This is a genomic window from Pseudoalteromonas sp. TB64 (genome assembly GCF_000498095.1).
Classification (GTDB): Bacteria; Pseudomonadota; Gammaproteobacteria; order Enterobacterales; family Alteromonadaceae; genus Pseudoalteromonas.
On sequence record NZ_AUTQ01000260.1, the window covers coordinates 36,747 to 54,778 of the forward strand.

13 protein-coding genes are annotated in these 18,032 nt (G+C 35.7%); 4 read left to right on the top strand and 9 right to left on the bottom strand.

The genetic code is table 11. The features are described 5' to 3' along the window. Nucleotides 1-11 precede the first annotated feature (11 nt). The 3 genes from L647_RS0121335 to L647_RS0121345 all read right to left on the bottom strand — a co-directional run bounded on the left by L647_RS0121335 (nt 12) and on the right by L647_RS0121345 (nt 7,128). On the bottom strand, nt 12-5,912 hold the full coding sequence (locus L647_RS0121335; RefSeq protein WP_024612812.1) for an alpha-2-macroglobulin: 5,901 nt from the start codon (nt 5,910-5,912) through the stop codon (nt 12-14). 101 nt (nt 5,913-6,013) lie between these two features. Beyond that, nucleotides 6,014-6,607 carry a DUF1287 domain-containing protein gene (locus L647_RS0121340; RefSeq protein WP_024612813.1) on the bottom strand — a complete coding sequence of 198 codons (594 nt, stop codon included), beginning with the start codon at nt 6,605-6,607 and terminating at the stop codon, nt 6,014-6,016. A 41-nt stretch (nt 6,608-6,648) separates the two neighbouring features. Continuing rightward, complete coding sequence (locus L647_RS0121345) at nt 6,649-7,128, bottom strand: hypothetical protein (RefSeq protein WP_081707006.1); 480 nt, start codon at nt 7,126-7,128, stop codon at nt 6,649-6,651. 353 nt (nt 7,129-7,481) lie between these two features. On the opposite strand from L647_RS0121345, the gene L647_RS0121350 reads away from it, so the two are divergent. Both L647_RS0121350 and L647_RS0121355 read left to right on the top strand, forming a co-directional pair. Then, nucleotides 7,482-7,901 (top strand): hypothetical protein, encoded by a 420-nt coding sequence (locus L647_RS0121350; protein ID WP_024612815.1) that lies wholly within the window; start codon nt 7,482-7,484, stop codon nt 7,899-7,901. Nucleotides 7,902-8,419: 518 nt separating this feature from the next. After that, nucleotides 8,420-9,430: an alpha/beta hydrolase gene (locus tag L647_RS0121355; RefSeq protein WP_024612816.1), complete on the top strand. Its 1,011-nt coding sequence runs from the start codon at nt 8,420-8,422 to the stop codon at nt 9,428-9,430. A 98-nt stretch (nt 9,431-9,528) separates the two neighbouring features. On the opposite strand, the gene L647_RS0121360 is transcribed toward L647_RS0121355, so the two are convergent. Together L647_RS0121360 and L647_RS0121365 are read right to left on the bottom strand one after the other, a co-directional pair. Beyond that, entirely contained in the window at nt 9,529-9,957 is a 429-nt protein-coding gene (locus L647_RS0121360; RefSeq protein WP_024612817.1) for a hypothetical protein, read from the bottom strand. A gap of 242 nt (nt 9,958-10,199) precedes the next feature. Next, nucleotides 10,200-10,391 (bottom strand): hypothetical protein, encoded by a 192-nt coding sequence (locus L647_RS0121365; protein ID WP_024612818.1) that lies wholly within the window; start codon nt 10,389-10,391, stop codon nt 10,200-10,202. 215 nt (nt 10,392-10,606) lie between these two features. Between L647_RS0121365 and L647_RS0121370 the strand changes: the two genes are divergently transcribed. Next, complete coding sequence (locus L647_RS0121370; protein WP_024612819.1) at nt 10,607-10,996, top strand: YkgJ family cysteine cluster protein; 390 nt, start codon at nt 10,607-10,609, stop codon at nt 10,994-10,996. A gap of 36 nt (nt 10,997-11,032) precedes the next feature. On the opposite strand, the gene L647_RS0121375 is transcribed toward L647_RS0121370, so the two are convergent. Beyond that, on the bottom strand, nt 11,033-11,416 hold the full coding sequence (locus L647_RS0121375; RefSeq protein WP_139015465.1) for a hypothetical protein: 384 nt from the start codon (nt 11,414-11,416) through the stop codon (nt 11,033-11,035). A 127-nt stretch (nt 11,417-11,543) separates the two neighbouring features. Next, nucleotides 11,544-13,712 (bottom strand): DKNYY domain-containing protein, encoded by a 2,169-nt coding sequence (locus tag L647_RS0121380; RefSeq protein WP_024612821.1) that lies wholly within the window; start codon nt 13,710-13,712, stop codon nt 11,544-11,546. A gap of 565 nt (nt 13,713-14,277) precedes the next feature. Here L647_RS0121380 and L647_RS0121385 point away from each other — a divergent pair. Then, on the top strand, nt 14,278-16,662 hold the full coding sequence (locus L647_RS0121385) for a TonB-dependent receptor (RefSeq protein ID WP_024612822.1): 2,385 nt from the start codon (nt 14,278-14,280) through the stop codon (nt 16,660-16,662). 177 nt (nt 16,663-16,839) lie between these two features. On the opposite strand, the gene L647_RS0121390 is transcribed toward L647_RS0121385, so the two are convergent. Both L647_RS0121390 and L647_RS0121395 read right to left on the bottom strand, forming a co-directional pair. Continuing rightward, nucleotides 16,840-17,460, bottom strand: coding sequence for an FKBP-type peptidyl-prolyl cis-trans isomerase (locus L647_RS0121390; RefSeq protein WP_024612823.1), 621 nt, complete (start codon nt 17,458-17,460; stop codon nt 16,840-16,842). A gap of 69 nt (nt 17,461-17,529) precedes the next feature. Beyond that, nucleotides 17,530-17,916: a hypothetical protein gene (locus L647_RS0121395; RefSeq protein WP_024612824.1), complete on the bottom strand. Its 387-nt coding sequence runs from the start codon at nt 17,914-17,916 to the stop codon at nt 17,530-17,532. Nucleotides 17,917-18,032: the final 116 nt, after the last annotated feature.

Genomic DNA, 18,032 nt, shown 5'->3' on the forward strand with positions numbered 1-18,032 from the left:
AACGGTATTTTTTATTTAGCCGCAATAACATCAAAACGACCTGCTTTAGAATGCGCTTTTACGCTTAAATCATACATAGATTCTGCATAAGCTGCCGGCACAACAAAACTCCCTGAAGCTGTCACTTTAACTTTATAGGTAAGCTCTGTCATGCTGTCACCAAAGCTGCCATAAAATACAATTCGGTCTTCTCGAATATCTTTATAGTCAGACTTCCAGCGGTTGTAATTACTACGCACACTGTCTCGTAGTACTTCAAAACCACCAGGAAGTAAGTCAATTACAGCCACATCCGAAATATTTCTACCTGTTGTGCTACGAACTCGTAGTACCACGTTAAGCTCTTTACCTTGCAGAGCACTCGACACAACATTACCCTCGTCGTCTTGATACTCTCTTGTTACTTCTAAGCCAATACTTAATGCTTCTTGTGGTACGTTTGCATCAAACCCAGATTGGCTCATCATATAAAAAGAACGAGGTGCTGCTGATACATCAAGCTTTTTTGTATCCGTTGAAAATGATGCTTTAGGGTAAGGTGACTTAGTTATAGCTAGCTCATCTACTGTACCGTCTTTCATTGTCGCCGTTATTTTTACATCTTCTGGCTGTGCTTGTGCTAGTACTTCTTTTGAATAAGCATCCATCGCAAGTACTGACCAAGCAGACGACAACGTGTTGTAACGTCCTTCAAAGATAGGTTCTACAACACTAAAAAAATCATTTTTTGTTAGCTGTTTTAAACGCTCAGGGAAATGCTTTGATAAAAGGTAAATATACTGCCCATCGTGCGCAAGGCGAGAGTCGTAAGCTCCCCAGTTATCTTGTTTAGTGTCTTGCCCTATTTTATAACCATTTATTAATGCTTGTGCTTTATCGCTCGCTTGCATTAGTTGATAAGTAGCTCCCATAAAAGCAGATGATATATCTTGTTGCCATGCTTTACTGGTATTGGCGTTAACACTTTTTTCTAGGTCAGATAAGTAATTTGTTGTTACCTCACCTTGGCGAGTCAGTAAATAAATTGCATAAGCGCGGTTTCTGTCGTTTGTTGCCAACGAGCCACTCGCTATATTACGCACGCCTTCAATACCATTAACCCACATATCATTAGGTACCGATAAGCCAGCTTCTTTAGCGTCCAATAAAAAGTGCATCACATAAAGAGAGGAATAAACTGATGTACTTGTATTACCCGGCCAAAGCATAAAGCTACCATCAGGCAACTGACGTTTACGCAGTGTGTCAATTAGGTTATTTATACGTGTGTGTTTATAAGATACATCTCCCATATAACTCGGGTGTTCTAAATTACTAAGTACCGGAAAAACACTACTGACCACTTGTTCAGTACACATATGAGGAAAGTTATCTAAATAGCTTATTAATCCATCTACCAAAGCACGCGGACTTTGCGAAGCTGTAATATTACTTTGCGCTAAATTAGGGTATAACTGCCTTGAAATATCAATATTCTTTTGACCTGATTCAGTAAAGCCACTATCAAAACTACTCACAAAAGCAACCGCAGGACGAACACTTAAAGTCGCTGTTCGTTGGCTTTCGTGTTTACCCGACACCGCAGTAAAAGTAACGGATGCTGCGCCTAGTTTATCCAGCACTTTAACTCTAAAGGTTAATTTACCTTCTGAATTTTCATCAATATTTAAAGTTGATTGAGTATCGCTTACTATTTCAAGATTACTTGATGTAAGCGCATTTACTAAAATTGGCAGCTGCTTACCAGAGCCCTCTACACCATTAGCAACACCTAGCGTAATATCAAACTCATCTCCCGGTGCTGCTGTAGTCAGTGAATTTGGCGTTAATACGAACGGACCTCTTACAAGCGTCTTATTTTCTTTAACGCTCACACCAACATCGTTTACTGCAATAGCCATAACACGCAATTGACCCGCAAAGGTGTCAGGAATAGTAAACGTATGCTCTTTAGTTTTAGTATCTGCGGCTAAAATACCAGACCAAAATGCGACTGGCTTTTGTACTTTACGAGAAAACGGATTAAGCTGCTTACTTTTTCTGCTCATTGCCATCGCTTCAGCAGAGCCGCCACCAGCGGCAGCAAGTTCTTGAATTAGTTTAAATTCAGGTAAAATAAGATCGACTATTTGCATTGTGCCTACTTCTAACGCACGTTTTTGTAAAAAGTGATTTAATGGATTAGGCGTTTGATATTTTGCAACTTGTAAAATACCTTCATCAACAGCAAATATAATTAACCGCGAAGGCGTATCTGAACGATACGAAATAACTAAATCGTCGCCTGGTTTTACTTTGTCGGGTACGTTTAGATCTAATTTTATTTGTCGTTTACTACGGTCAATAAAAAATGGTTTAACCGCATAGCTTAATGGGCTTGTGAATATTTCTTTCGACTCTAAACTTCGCACAAAAGAGACATTAATATACGCATTACCTTCTATATTTTTAGGTAACTTAATAGTTTGGATACTGCTTGTTGTTTTACTATCAAACCATTTAAAAGCATGTACTTTATTCGTTTCAATGGTTATTAAACCCGAGCCTGTATAAGAAGCAACAATGCTTATTTCAATCTCTTCGCCAGGTTTATAATCTTTCTTGTTTAATTGAATTTGTAATTCAGCATTTTTTTCAAGTTTTCCCGCAATATTGCCTGTACCTGTTACCGTGAACGACACACGACTCACCGTGTTATCTTTGCTATCAACTAGCTCAACTAAATAACTACCTGGGTTATCTGTTGGTAACGCATAATCTGCACCTTCTTCACTAATGTAAAACGTATCAGTACTAATAAGCTTATTTTTTTGTACAGATTGATATTTATAAGTACCGTTATTTTGTTGGACAAGCGTAGATACATATTGTTGTTCAATTAGTTTTAATGATAATTCATCGCGAGCAACTTGTTCTTCGCTTGAATTAATATTAATAAATCTTACAGCCCGTTTCGAATATTTTGATATGTAACTTAAATCGCCATCGGCTTTGTAACCAACCAACTGTTCAACCGGTGAAACAAGCACGGTACTGTTTGCTCTTACACTTCGACCACCGCCTTCTTCATATCCCTGAACAGCAAAATTTAATTGGTATGTACCGGCCTCATAACGAGATAGGTCTATATCAAATTTAGCTTTACCTTCGACGTCTGTTTTCGTTTCATCTAATGGATCATAACTGTGTCTAATATTTTGTCCCTGACTATTGGGATCAGAAAACACATAATCTTTATATTCATTAAAATAAAAGCCCGCTGGCGATAAACGTATAGCCGCAGTAATACGTCTATTTTGTGCTGGTGTACCAAATAAGTTTTGAAGGCTTACTAATGCTTTAAATTGTGCCGCACTGATCCAGCCTTTTGCAGATGGTAAAGAGAACTCGCTATTAATTTTTAATCTATCAGGCACAAACTCTTCTACTTTAAAACTCGCACTGCCCAGCTGATCTCGACCGTAATCTTTAATAAGCTGTACAGAGACATAATAAGTGCCCGTATTAGCACTACTTTGTGTTTTAAAATTAAAATCGAGTAAGCCGTACTTGTCTAAACTTACACGTTTTTTAAATACAGTAGAGCCTTTAGGATCTGTTATTTCAAGTTCTAGTGGTATATCACCTAACCTTGTAAAGTGTTGCTGTTTAACAATGGCTGCAAGGTTAACGTTATCACCAGGTCTGTAAATTCCGCGATCTGAAAATACAAACGCATCAATCTGATTATTTGCGTTACTGCCAGTGCTTACTCCACCAATATCAAAACGAGAATAGTTAACTGTGCGAGCATTGCGATTATAAGGAATAAAAGACGTGTCATTTTTAGTTTCGACTACAAAAGCAACGGGAGATTGATCTTCTGTAAACCACGTTGTGTCGTCAAAAAACGCGTGTCCTTTAGAGTCTGTTTTAGTATTTAAAATAACTAATCCATTTTTACCCAGTAACGACACTTTTGCTTTTGCAATAGGCTTACCTGTTTCAATAGACTGTACAAATATATCACGCGATCCATCTGCATTATTTTTTACCAAAATACCTAAATCAGTAATAAGGATCAGTCGTTTTTCTTCAGGTCCATATACGTAGTTGTCTTGTGTATTTAAAGCTTGAGCGTTTATAAAAAACAACCCTAATTCAAGTGACTCGTTATATTCATTGCTCAAATCGATAGATGAGTAAACCGCTTTTTTAGGGTGCTCTGTTTTTAAATAAATCTGTCTGGTAAAAACATCACTTATATTTTCAGCAGTAAAGTAATAACTATTAAATTCAGGATTAGCAATATCGCCACTAGTCTGGCTTATAAGATGATTAATTTGATTAGCTGGTACTTTACCTACTTTAACCTGAAGTGCGTTTACACCTCGTGTTAAAAACGATAATTTATGGTCACCATTTTTAGATAAAATAGCACCGTCAGACATAATATTTACTTCGGTAGGATACTCAGGCGTACTTAAAATACTGTCGTACGCATTTACCATAATAAAATCACTTGTCGATTTTAGCCCTTTATCAACACGAATATAAATCTGTCGGTTTTGAGGTGCGTCAAACGTAAAACTGTGTAACTTAGCCGTATCTTGCGCCGAAGGAATTGCTTTTAACGTAATTTTTTCTAACTTTTTAAGTACCGCATTAGTGATCTCTCGTGCACTGCTCCAGTACTTACCTTCACCTTTTGAATCTGTGTTAGGTAATATATAAGCCGTTGTTTTATTAATAACATCTTGTGAGGCAATTTCATCAGTAAAATCCAAAACAAACGTTTGTTCGGGCTCCCCTTCAGCATTCTTTACCATCAGTACATCGGCAGTATTAATTCTAAAAAAACTATTTACACTTGGGATCAACACCGACTCTTTAATGCCAGTGTCTGTTTTTGATGAACCAACAACCGGTTTTACGCCGCTATCAAGTGTAAAATACATATAACTTTCGGTGTCTTGGATTTGTATTGGCTCAGACGTAATATAAATTTCTCGTTGGTGTTTGTCATAAGTAACATCAAATTTATATGGCTTAACTTCGCTTTTATTATTTTTAGTAAATGACTGCGTTAGTTTTAAATGACTTTTTACACTGTCTACATCTGTAGGGTGAGTTGCTATTAATGTAGCTACAACTTTATGACTATTTTTAGTTTTAGGATCTTGGTAAAAAGCAAGTGTGCTTAGTGATAACTCAAAATCAGGCGTTTTAAATACATGTTCATCATCACTTAGTTTTATGTCTGCTTTAAAAATAGACTCACTAAAACTAACTTCATACTCTTGGCCTGCTGACCAATCTTGTTTTGGTATAAATTTAAGCTGGCTTTCACTATTCCAACTCCATTGACCTACTAACTCAGGGCTGACCTGTATACCTTTAGGTATTTTTTTACCTATTAGGTCTAGTTTTGCAACAGAGTAAGAAACTGACTCTGTATTTTCTACTCCCTCTAAAATAGGTGTAAAATCGATATAAAGTGGTTCTGGTGTAAGTACATCCGACAAGGTGGTAACCGAAGGAGAAAAATGACTTGCTTTATAGCTAACAGGTTGAGGTAGTGAAATATAAACGCAATAACCAATAATAATAAGTAAAAGTATTAATACGCCGCTAAAAAATGCTAATTTTTTTTGCTTAGCATACGTGATTATCGTATTTAGACTGCCTATTAACCATTTAGGTTGCTTCCATACTATAACGCCAAACACATTTAAAATGAGTAAAAAAAGACTAAGCACAACGCTAAAACTAATATAGTCGTGGGCTTCTATATTAATGTTGTTAGTCCAATAAGCTATGGCACTAAATAAGGCGGTGCCTAAGGCTCCAAAAAAAACACTCATTAATAAATTAAGCACTTTGGGTGCTAAGCGAGTATCTTTTAAATAAATCCCTTTATTATTTTCTTTCACTTATATTTTCCTTTATTTTCTTTTTATACTAGGAGCTTTTGATACTTGAACTCACGTTATTTATAAAAAAGAGACTAAATTAACCTACATTTGTAGTGTTGTTACTCGTATTCTTTTGGAACGAACCGATAATGTCCTGTAATTTTGTAATCAAAAAGCATATCGCTTTTTTGCGGACCACGCCCTATATTATGCACAATAAGTGGGTTACCCGTATCTTGAGATAACTCATCAATCACCATCCCTATATGAGGTAAATTACCTGGTAACATCCACGTTACTATATCGCCCGTTTTATAGTCACTCACTTTACTTGACTTGCTTAATACATTTGCATGGCGGGTAAAGTACGCTTGTAAGTTTGGTACGCGTCGGTGATCTATATTTTTATCCGGTCTAGTTAAACCCCAAATACGTTTAGATGGATACTGCGAAAAGTTTTTTTGCATGTCTTCGTGCACAAGCTTTTGTAAATCAACACCTAACTTTCTATAAGTTCTAATTATTACATCGGTGCACACACCTTTATTCTCAGGTACATCACCACCGGGGTAATCAATTGAGCGATAAGCGCCGTCATAGGTAACATTATGCGTTGTACGCTCGAGTAAAGCCGTAACAATTTCTTCATCAAACGATGCTGCATTAGCATTAATGCACACTAAGGTGAGTAAATATCCAATAATTCTGTTCATATAAATTCCTTTAAACCTACGATTAAATCTCAGCAGTTTAACTAAAGTGTCTGAGCTACGTGTTTAGGTACATCTATTTTGTCGCCATTATTAACAAAGTGCTCATCAAGATCGTATGCCATTTTTTCGAGCTGTGCGTCGTTATACCCAACATGTTGAATTTCGGTAATATAACGTAGCATAAACGCATCTGCTCCAAGTTCATGCCACTGCGCCACATGAACGAGTTCATGAAAATGAACCCTTAAGTTTTCGGCAACGTGAGGAAGCATATAATATGTATTTTTATACGTAATTCCTGCGGCATCCATATCTACAAAATCGCCTAGGCCCATTTCTCGTAGGGCTGGAAAATCAGGTTTTGGTATTTTATCAACAACAACATAAAATGCATTTTTTAAAAATTCGATAGGATAAAACCCTCCAAACTCACGGCTAAACTTTTCACAGCTAATTCTTTGGTTTTTATGTTTGATATTTGTTGCATCAATCCATTGTTCTATTTGCTTGAGCACGTCCATTCTCCAAAATACTAACTTAACGCTGTACACATTCTGTAAGCCAACAAATTAATAATAACAAAAGTAAATTAACGAATCTCTCTTTTTAAAATTTAAAAACGTTAATCACCCCTCGGTTTAATTTAAAAACAACGCGTATTTGCCATGTACTGGGAGTAGGCACATAAAATAGACGTGGTTTACCTTAAAACCAAACTCTATGCTCATAATCTCAACGTAGAAAAATAAACAGTTCCTAGATAGTTAGGCGTCTTTTTTATGCTTAAAAAACTGTTATTATTTGTAACTAAAATCGTAACTAAATCACTTATGTATAAATTAACCTTACATACGTAAATTTGAGTATTAACACAATGCGTTTATGTGCAAGCCTTTTACTAATCTTACTTTCTGGTACAGCTAATGCTGAAAATATAAAACCCTTTACATCAGATGGGTGTAGCTCATTCCCTGATGGAACCATACAACATAAAAAGCTCTGGTTGGCGTGCTGCACAGCGCATGACTATGCCTATTGGCAAGGTGGTACGTACGAGGAACGTTTAAAAGCAGATAAAGTATTACAGCAGTGTGTTGCTGATGTAGGCGAGATACATATAGCTAATCTAATGCTTGCTGGGGTTCGTATTGGTGGAAGCCCTTTTATACCAACCACGTTTAGGTGGGGCTATGGCTGGTCTTATCCTAGGTTATATCAAGCATTAACAGCAGATGAGGTTGAGCAAATCACCGCTTTAAAAACTGACTATAAAAATAATATCAAAAGGAATTGAATCACTGTGCTTATACTTATAACACTGAACATCATTTTAATTTTATTTCCAACAGTAATATCTTACTTTATCGCGCGTAATTACGCTAAAACCGCGAAATCAACAAATAAAGGAGCCTATATTAGAGCAGTGCTTTAGCCTAGTGTTTTTTCGTGGACAATTTTTGCTGCTTTTGGGCACGGTGCAATCATCTTTCCCCTACCCTCAATACTCGCCGCCGTTTTATATTTTTGTTTTTATGGCGAACGAGACGTCTATTATAACCCCCATGTTTTACTAAGCCCAACTATTCCAATAGCGGTTTATTTAATAAGTTATTTCAATTGCAAAAAAGCTGCCAATAAAGAACTGACGCCCTAACCCACTGTATACTTGATAGTACGTTCTAAAATCACACATACTATTACTGTATTCCTATTAGTTATAATAACTTGAACACTATTAACTGAATATAATTGTGTAAATAACAGGTCTGGTAAATTAATAAAGCGTCATTACCAAAAATAACGAGTTTACTTATGCACCCAGATATACAAAAAAACTTTAAAATAAAACCTGCTCACATCATTTCATTCATTGTGTTTTTACTAGTTTCTATGTCTACACTAACCGCCAAAGTGTATGCCGCTGATGCTGTATGGCCTTCAAAAACCACTTACAAATATGCAAACGTAAATGGTAAAAAAATCTTCTATCGAGAAGCTGGTACACAACATAAACAAACTATTGTTTTATTACATGGTTATCCATCGTCGTCACATAGCTACCGAGAGCTAATTCCTCTTTTATCTGGGCGCTACCACGTAATAGCGCCTGACTATTTAGGTTCTGGTTATAGCGCACGCCCAAGCCCTGATAAACAAAAATACACGTTTGATTTACTTGCTAAATATGTAGATGGGTTACTCAATAAGCTTGAGGTAAACAACTATAGCCTTTACATACAAGACTTCGGAGCACCAGTAGGTTTTAGAATGCTTTTAAATAACCCTAATAAACTCGATGCACTTATCGTACAAAATGGTAATGCGTATTTGGAAGGTTTAACACCTGCAAGGCAAGCATTTTTTAAAACAGCCAATCAAGATAAATCACAAGAACAACAAGCAAAGTTGTACTCATTTACTTCAGAGCAAGCCATCATTAATAAACAATATTTACGTGATGTGCAAAATAATACTCAAATAATGAACCCCGATAGTTGGACTCACGATCTTCATTTTTTACAAACAAAAACTGACCGATTAATTCAGGTGCAACTACTACAAGATTACTACAACAATTTACTCGACTACCCTAAATGGCAAGCATATTTGAGGGAGCATCAGCCACCTACGTTAATTGTATGGGGTAAAAACGATCCTGCATTTATAGCACAAGGTGCAAAAGCATATTTAAAAGATGTGCCAAACGCTGAGCTGCACTTACTTGATTCTGGGCACTTTACTGTTGAAGAAAAACCAGTTGAAGTCGCAAAGTATATCGTCAATTTTATGGATAAATTGGCTCTTAAAAACACACAAAAGTAATTTATTTTGTAATACACATACAAAAGCGCTGGGGATATAAACCACCAGCGCTTTTTTATTGGTTAATTTTAAGGTCAATACGCCCTAACCAAATAGGCTTAACCTTCTTCTTCAACTAGCGACTCTAGCAAATCGTGTATTTCGGCTTTAAGTTCTTTATCTGCAATTTTATTGGCGCTAATTTTTGCATTTTGAAGATTTTTAATCGCTTCTTCTTTTTGACCTAATTCAAGCTGTAAAGTTGCCATTGAAAAAGCAACCGATGACATGTGATCTTTATTGTTAATCTCAATCGACTTTTGTAATGCTTTTTCGTAACCGATAATCGCCTCTTCTAGCTCTTCGGTAAAATCGGCTAAGGTTTCCCACTGTACAGGATGGTCTTTTGGTGTATTTTCGTTTTCAATACAAATTGCTTTTAATTGCTCATAAAGGAGTTCGAATTTTTTTGTATCATTTTTATTAGCCGCAGCCATTAAATCTTCAGCTAAATCATGTACTGCTTTGTATACTTTGGTGTTCATCATTACTAATTACCTTTTTATGTACCACTAAATTAATCTACTCATATAATTTAGCAATAAATGTTTTATTACAGTCGTTATAAAATAGTTTTAAACAACTGCTATCTAATTTGTTAGTTAGCGTAATAATACAGTAATAATGAACCTCGCGTAGAGGTTAAACACACCACACACCAAAAATTAACACATCTAATTAAAATAGTATCGTGTTGAACAAATCCATAAACGCAAATTAAGGCTCCAACCTAGCTACCAAGCATATCAGTTAGCCAATCAACCGTAAAAATAGTGGTAAATATTTTTAAGCAAATAATACCCATGCACAGCGCTATTATAGCGATCTTCGCTTTTTTACTTTTTAAGTTATTCCAATACGCTAACTTTTCATTGAATTTTGTATTTAACTCTACTTTGAGCTTGTTTATATTTTCTTTCATCTGGATACACGCCCTAGTACTGTCAGTACAAACACAGTAGCAAACATAACTAAAATTTAAGTTGTTAAGCTCACCTTAAAGCGTAACAGCATGTTTCTTATGTTCCTTGTTCACTATAAAAATTAAGCCCTAATTATTGAATTTCATTAGCATTATTAAATGACTTAAATGCTACACTTATAGCCTACCTTAGCCTGTAAGCAGCCAAGTAAACTATGAAAGAATGCAATCAATGTGGTAAATGCTGTATTAAGTACGGTGGTGGCGATTTAAGTGCTTCACAAGACGAAATAGATTTATGGGAATTATTTAATCCAGAAATTTTTGAGTACGTCAAAAATGACGAAATTTGGTTTGATCCCAGTTCAGGCTTAAGATTAGCGACTTGTCCTTTTTTAGAAGTTGCGCCTAAAAAAGATCCACTCGCTAAAAATATGTACACGTGCAGCATATATCTCGACAGACCAGAGGACTGTCGTCACTACCCTAGTTTAATATCTGAAATGGTAAGAGATGAGTGCGAAATGATAGAACCAATAGATATAAAAAATCATGTTAGAGCACAAAACAAACTTGATGTAATAATGATCTATAGCCGCTCATAACTAATAAAACAGATAAAAAACAACCGTTATAAAAAGCTACTTGAGATTGCTTTCATCATTCAACTTGAGGCTTTTTCTATATACCCATTTATATATAAACCAACATCCAAGAGCAACTGTAAGAGCGCCATAGCATATTACAAATAAGGTTCTAATCTGCCCATCCCAGCTCAGTAACGCACTTAAAATAAGTGGCGCTACACTTGCTGTTAAAACCATTTGAAGATTGAAAACACCAAACTTCTTTAACAATAATACAATTGGTAAACCATAAATTACTAATGCGAAATACACATAAAATAGAGTCCCTCCAACTAAACCCATAGAAAAGAGTATCGCTTCTACATAATCTTTTGAAGATTGAACTCCAAATAATGTGAATACAATGGCGAGTAACATCCCAGCAGGAAATAAAGCCAATGGTCCAATTAAAATTACAGCTATAAACTTAATAATTACATCCTTTTAAAACAAAAATTTATATCATTCGATACATAGCCCATTATTATATTTAACCTCTCATTAAGAGGTTTATTTCGAGTTCAGGCTACTCAGTAATGTGTACATGCCCATTTTCCATATGATAAATATGGTTTTTATCCATAAATTGGCTATACCCCATTATTTTAAAGCTTGAGGGGTCCGCTTTCTCTATGATTTTTTCTCTGTAATAAACATGATTTTTATCTTTAGATAGCGAGTCTTTAATTATTTCAAACGATGTTATATCACCTCCAATAATCTCTTCATCTATGAAATACACTCGTTCAAAATCTAAAGCAAATACTTCACTTTTAAATACAGTTTGAGAGGCAGTAAGGTTTAATCGTTTACTGTTGTGGTACACATAAAGTTTATCTTTTTGAAAAAACGTCCCACATAGCTCATATGTTAATGCGCAAGCCCCCTCTATAAGCGTATCTTGAAAATAAACGTTATTTTCATCCTTTAAAATATATTCGGATAGGTGTTCAAATTGACTAACATTAATATTAAGTAACGTTTGGTTGTAATATAAGTTGTTTAAATCATGGATAATAAAGGGGTTAATAATAGTGATATTGTTTGGATCTAACTTTGATAATTTATTCTCATTATTAAAAACAGCTTTTTTATCGCGTGAAAATCCATATTCTAACGCTACGAATGTGTCTGGCTGTGCTCCAACTATTTCCTCATCATAAAAGTAGACTTTGCTTTTAATTTTAAGAAAATTGTCATCTACGATAACAATCTCGTCGGTATCATCACACGAGATTGTTGATAACGTATAAAAATGACTATCAATAATATACACATTACTTTTATCTTTAAAACGCCATTCATCAATTTTCTCAAACGTATCAGAATCGCCCATTTCAATAAACTCTTCGCGATAAAAAAGCTGACTACCTGAACGATAAAAACCGTTTGTGAGTAACTCCCACTTTGAAGCAACAGCTCCTTTAATCAGACCATTATTAGTTATTACACTCTCATTCGCTGTAATAATAAGCTCATCAATCATGTTTACATTAGAGCAATCACCTTCATAAACTAATTTATTGCGATAAAATATGTGAGTATCATTTTTTGCCCAGTTGTAATCAATCGATTCAAATGATGCAATAGCGGTACTTAGCTCTTGTGTACAATCTTCCCAATAAACAACACCATTACAAGAGAAGTACTCATAACCATGATCTATAAAATCGTCACTATTTTTGGTGATGAAGCTTGTATACATGTCTGTGCTGTATATTCCATTTTTATCTTTAACGTAAAAAACTGAAACATACTCAAAGCTGTTGGCATCTAACGATGGAATACGCATCCCTGAACGATATACCCAATTTTTATCAGCAGAGTATTCTGCATTGATAATATAAAAGGTTTCTAAATCAGCTTCTAGAATGGCTTTACTAAGGTAATAAACGGTATTTTTGTCTTTCGCATAAAGTTCGAAAGCGTTAGAGTTTTTTCCGTCAATAATTTCAAACGTTGTGGGGTCTGCCAATTCAATAATTTCGCTAAAACTGTAGAGGTTGTTTTTATCTTTAGCGAGCGTCATTGTAATCACTTCAAAGGTATTTAAGTCAGCATCCGCTATTATCTGGTTCCCACAAAATACCGAATGTGCATCCTTCGCGTAATTAAAATCAAGGACAGTGAATGTATCGATAAAGACGGTTGATAGTTTTTCACCGTGGTAATTAATCTCCCCTCCTACTTTATTAAACCCTGTTTGTTCATTTATTGTGTAACAAAACTCAAGTTCGCCGAGCCAAATAGGATGTTTTTTACCATTAATCTCAAGTGTATACTCGTCTAATTCATTTTTATTAACAATTGCTTTAGCTCCCTTAATAGAGCTGAAGTAATAACTTGAATAGCCTGTGGGATTTGTTGAAAGTGAGCTATTTATTTTTTCCCCGTGTAACTCACCATCCTTTAAAATAAATTGCACAGCTTGAGCTTCACATTCGACAGGCTCAAACACTAGCCCCTCTTTGGTTCTTATACATTGATTACCATTAACCCAATAATAGCCAAGCGTGGTTGGCGAGTAATCAATCATCGACTCGGTATCATTTTCATACAACACGCAGTCTTCTTCCAAAATAGTAATTTCTAAAGGAAGTACTAACTCTGCTGGTTCCCCCGTGTTCGAATAAATAAACTGGTTATCAAACCGATCTAAATAAACATAACAATCACGATTAATATAATAATTCATAAGACCTATTTTTAAATTTAAAGCGATAAGATAATGAGCAAAAAGGGATTGCCATACTGAGAATATTTAGTCTATACGTTCAATAATCAGTATTTAATGGTGTTTTATTGATTTTTGCATCGGAATTATGACTTTTATAATAAAGTCAGTCAACACATATACAGCGTTAGCTTAGTTAGCTATTTTGCGTGCTTAACCATATTAAATAATTGGGCTAACTACAGGGTGTGATAAAAAAGATATGAGTAATAAAACGTATAACATTTAATTAAACAATATTTAGTGAGGTAATTTTGATTGCTAAAGAGTGCATACTTGAGTGCTGAGCACTGTTACCCAAAATAAGTTGTGAAGTGACAATATCGAAAAGAAGTTATTTAAGCGCTCACATCTCAAATACATAGTTTCTATGAACTTAGTGCCCTTAAAACATTAAATGATTTACTCAACGGTATTAATTTTGACCTTTTATAAAAATATAAAGTTATACTATAACATCCATTGATCGAATGTTTATCTGATGTTATATTATATCACAACATAGTAACCGCGAACCTTTATATTCATGACAAAGTTAACATTAATTTCCTCTGCCCTTTTTTCTGTTTTATGTTCTCATTCTGCGCTTGCAGCCACTGTTAATGGCAAAGTAATGGATGACAAAAATCAACCAATTAAAAATGCAACTATCCATATACATGGTAAAACACAAAGCGTTAAAAGTAATGAGCTTGGTGAGTTTACCATTAACGTAGACACTGCAAGTCAATTACACATTAGCAAAGACAATTATATTGACTCTCGTATTGACGTAACAGACTCTTCAAATAATGTCATGGTGTCGCTTAAGCCAACGTCAGTAGAAACAGTTGTTGTGTATGCGTCTGCTCTTCATAAAAATAGCTTAGAAATGATTTCTCCGGTCAGTGTATTATCTGGGGATGAACTTAAAAACAAATCAAAGCCTACACTTGGTGAAACACTTAAAGGCTTGCCAGGTGTTAACGCTAGTTATTTTGGTCCTGTTTCATCAAGCCCAATCATTCGTGGTTTAGGTGGTCCTCGCGTTAAAATAATGCAAAATGGATTAGACAGCAGTGATGCATCACGTATTGGTCCTGACCATGCTACATCAAACGATACTTTAGCGGCTGAGCAAATTGAAGTTTTACGAGGTCCAAGCACCCTACTATATGGCTCAGGCGCTATAGGCGGCGTTGTTAACGTAGTAGACAACCGCATTCCTACCAGCAATATAAATGAGTTAACAGGCGCTGCAGAGTACAGTCACGATACTGTATCAAACGCCAATACTTACGCTGCTAAATTAGAAAGTGGCTATAACAATTTTAATTTTCATTTTGATGGCACTAAACGCACAGGTGATGATTACCAAACCCCTACTTTTACCATTGCAGATGACGATGGCGATGTAGAAATTGAGAACTCAGTTGAAAATACCTTTATTGATAGTGAAACTGTTAACTTTGGTACTAGCTACGTTGGGGAGCATTTAACAGTTGGTTTATCGTATGGCAATATAGAAACTGATTACGGAATTCCAGGTCACGATCATAGCCATGAACACGAACATGACCACGATCATGATGAAGCAGAAACCGAAGAAGAGCATGCAGACGAATTAGAAGCTGAAATACCGGTGTTTGCACATTTAAAACAAGACCGCTGGCAAGGTCTAGTAAGTTACGCTCTACATAACAACTGGATTGAAACTGTTAACCTTCGCGTTGGCTATACCGATTACTCACACAGCGAAATTGAAGATGGTGAAATTGGCACTACATTTACTAACCAAACAACTGAAGCTCGTTTAAATGTAGAGCATAAACTAGCTGATTGGCATGGTATGATCGGCTATCACTATAGTGACTCTGATTACGACGCAGTTGGAGAAGAAGCATTTACGCCAGCCAGTGTAACAACAACACACGCTATATATTTACTAGAAGAACGTGAATTTGGTGACGTTACAGTTGAACTTGGCGCACGTATTGAAGATTATAAAATTGAAAGTCAAATAACCACAGCAGAACACAGCCACGATGACACAGAAGTAGATCACAATGATGGAGAAATCATTGGTTTCACTCAAACCTTCACCAATGTAAGCGCCTCTGCGGGTGCTATTTGGCAATATGAACCAGGTCATAGCATTGCAACAAGCATATCGCACTCAGAGCGTGCACCGCTTTCAGCTGAGCTTCTATCAAATGGTTTGCACATTGCAACAGGCACTTATGAGCTTGGTCTAGGTTATAATATTGAAGGTAACGAAGCGCATTTCGAGCCTGAAGATATCAAGCAAGAAACGTCAACTAATTTAGATGTAAGCTTTAGACGCTTCAGTGGCAAGTTTGGTTATACACTTAACTTTTTTTATAACGATATTCAAAACTTTTACTTTCAAGAAAACACTGGGTTAGTATTTGATGAAGAAGATGGTCTTGTATCTGCTGTTGGAGCTCATGATGATGCATCTGCAGTATTTCAGTTTACAAGCAAAGATGCCGAACTTTACGGAGTAGAGTTTGATGCGCATTACCAAATCAATCCTAATGCTATGGTAAAAGTATTTGGTGATTCAACTCGCGCAAAACTTAAAGACGATGAAGGTAATTTACCGCGTATTCCAGCTAATAAGCTAGGTTCTGAACTGCAATACAATTTAGGTGACTTACAGCTTACACTAACCGGTACTCATTACTTCGATCAAAACGATATTACCGCTTTTGAAACTAAAACAGATGGCTATACTTTGTTTGATGCACAAGCTAATTATCAATTAGGTTTAGGCGCTGTTGACGCACAGCTTTACATAAATGTAGACAACATTACCGACGAGTTAGGTTTTGTGCATACATCATTTATTAAAGATACTGCGCCACTACCTGGCAGAAACTTTCGCTTTGGTATCCGTGGTTACTTTTAACCACTAAAATACAAGTAAATTGCTTGCTACTTTAAATATAATTAAAAACCGTATTTACTAAATGCGGTTTTTTATTTTTAATTAACTTAATCATATTTATGTATTTATAAAAAATAGGCACAAAAAAGCCGCATTCAATTTGAATGCGGCTTTTTAAATTATTACTTAATATTTATATTAAGAAATTATTTCGTGTAACTCAACGTCAAATACAAGCGTTGAGAAAGGTGCGATTGCTGCACCAGCGCCACGTTCACCATAAGCAAGGTCATGAGGAACGTAAATACGCCATTTAGTACCTACTGGCATCATTTGTAATGCTTCAGTCCAACCTTTGATCACGCCACCAACTGGAAATTCAGCAGGTTGACCGCGCTCATACGAGCTATCAAAAACAGTACCATTAATTAGAGTACCGTGGTAATCAACACGAACTGTAGACTCAGCTGTTGGCTTTTCGCCTTCACCTGTAGCAAGTACTTCATATTGAAGACCTGACTCAGTTACAGTGATTTCTGAACGCTTAGCATTTTCTTCTAAGAAAGAAATGCCTTCAGCAGAAAGTACTTTTGATTCTTCTTCACGACGAGCTTGAATCTCTTCGTTAATTTTTTCGAATGCAGCTTGGATCTCTGGGATCTCAACTTGAAATGCGCTCTCTACGTACGCATCTTTCATGCCTTCAAACACTGAATTTAGGTTTAAGCCTTCGAAAGGATTAGACTTAAGTTGCTCACCCATTTGTAAGCCAATACCGTAACTTGCTTTTTCAGCATCTGTAGTAAAATTATCTGACATAATGTGTTTTTCACGTTTTGTTAGTTAAAAGACGCGACTATGCTATCACAAAATAAACGCCGTTTGTGCCTAGTTTTTATGGAGTTTTACCTTAATTAGACCAACAATATAACTACAAAGCGGTAAACTGAATAAAATTCCAGCAACTAAAGGGTAAGCCAATAGTCCACTTACGCCAGACAACAAAAACGGTACCGCAATCAAGCCTACTATGCCAATAAAAATAGACCCAAGAGTAGGCCAATGCTTGTCGTATTTAGTAATCAAATGAGCCGCTAAAATATTAAAACCAATAGCATATACAAGTGCTGTAATTAACGAGTTAGCTGGCTGGATATCTGCCGCCATTTTAATCAACAAGCTAATTGCACTTTGATAGCAATAACCAAACACAGTCCATAATAAAATATGCTTTATTAATAACTGTGAGGTAGAAAGGTTTGATGCTTTTGACATGCTGTCCTCTTTGTATTTTTAATTAATTTAAATTGAAATGATTAAAGCTTGAAGTATGTAAATCACAAACCGTGATTTATAGCACAGCGAGGTCTAGTACCTATTTGTAATAATAC

Coding starts and splice junctions, on each gene's coding strand:
- L647_RS0121340 (WP_024612813.1), bottom strand. CDS start 6,607: ATGAACAGAATTATTGGATATTTACTCACCTTAGTGTGCATTAATGCT.
- L647_RS0121345 (WP_081707006.1), bottom strand. CDS start 7,128: ATGGACGTGCTCAAGCAAATAGAACAATGGATTGATGCAACAAATATC.
- L647_RS0121350 (WP_024612815.1), top strand. CDS start 7,482: ATGCGTTTATGTGCAAGCCTTTTACTAATCTTACTTTCTGGTACAGCT.
- L647_RS0121355 (WP_024612816.1), top strand. CDS start 8,420: ATGCACCCAGATATACAAAAAAACTTTAAAATAAAACCTGCTCACATC.
- L647_RS0121360 (WP_024612817.1), bottom strand. CDS start 9,957: ATGATGAACACCAAAGTATACAAAGCAGTACATGATTTAGCTGAAGAT.
- L647_RS0121365 (WP_024612818.1), bottom strand. CDS start 10,391: ATGAAAGAAAATATAAACAAGCTCAAAGTAGAGTTAAATACAAAATTC.
- L647_RS0121370 (WP_024612819.1), top strand. CDS start 10,607: ATGAAAGAATGCAATCAATGTGGTAAATGCTGTATTAAGTACGGTGGT.
- L647_RS0121380 (WP_024612821.1), bottom strand. CDS start 13,712: ATGAATTATTATATTAATCGTGATTGTTATGTTTATTTAGATCGGTTT.
- L647_RS0121385 (WP_024612822.1), top strand. CDS start 14,278: ATGACAAAGTTAACATTAATTTCCTCTGCCCTTTTTTCTGTTTTATGT.
- L647_RS0121390 (WP_024612823.1), bottom strand. CDS start 17,460: ATGTCAGATAATTTTACTACAGATGCTGAAAAAGCAAGTTACGGTATT.
- L647_RS0121395 (WP_024612824.1), bottom strand. CDS start 17,916: ATGTCAAAAGCATCAAACCTTTCTACCTCACAGTTATTAATAAAGCAT.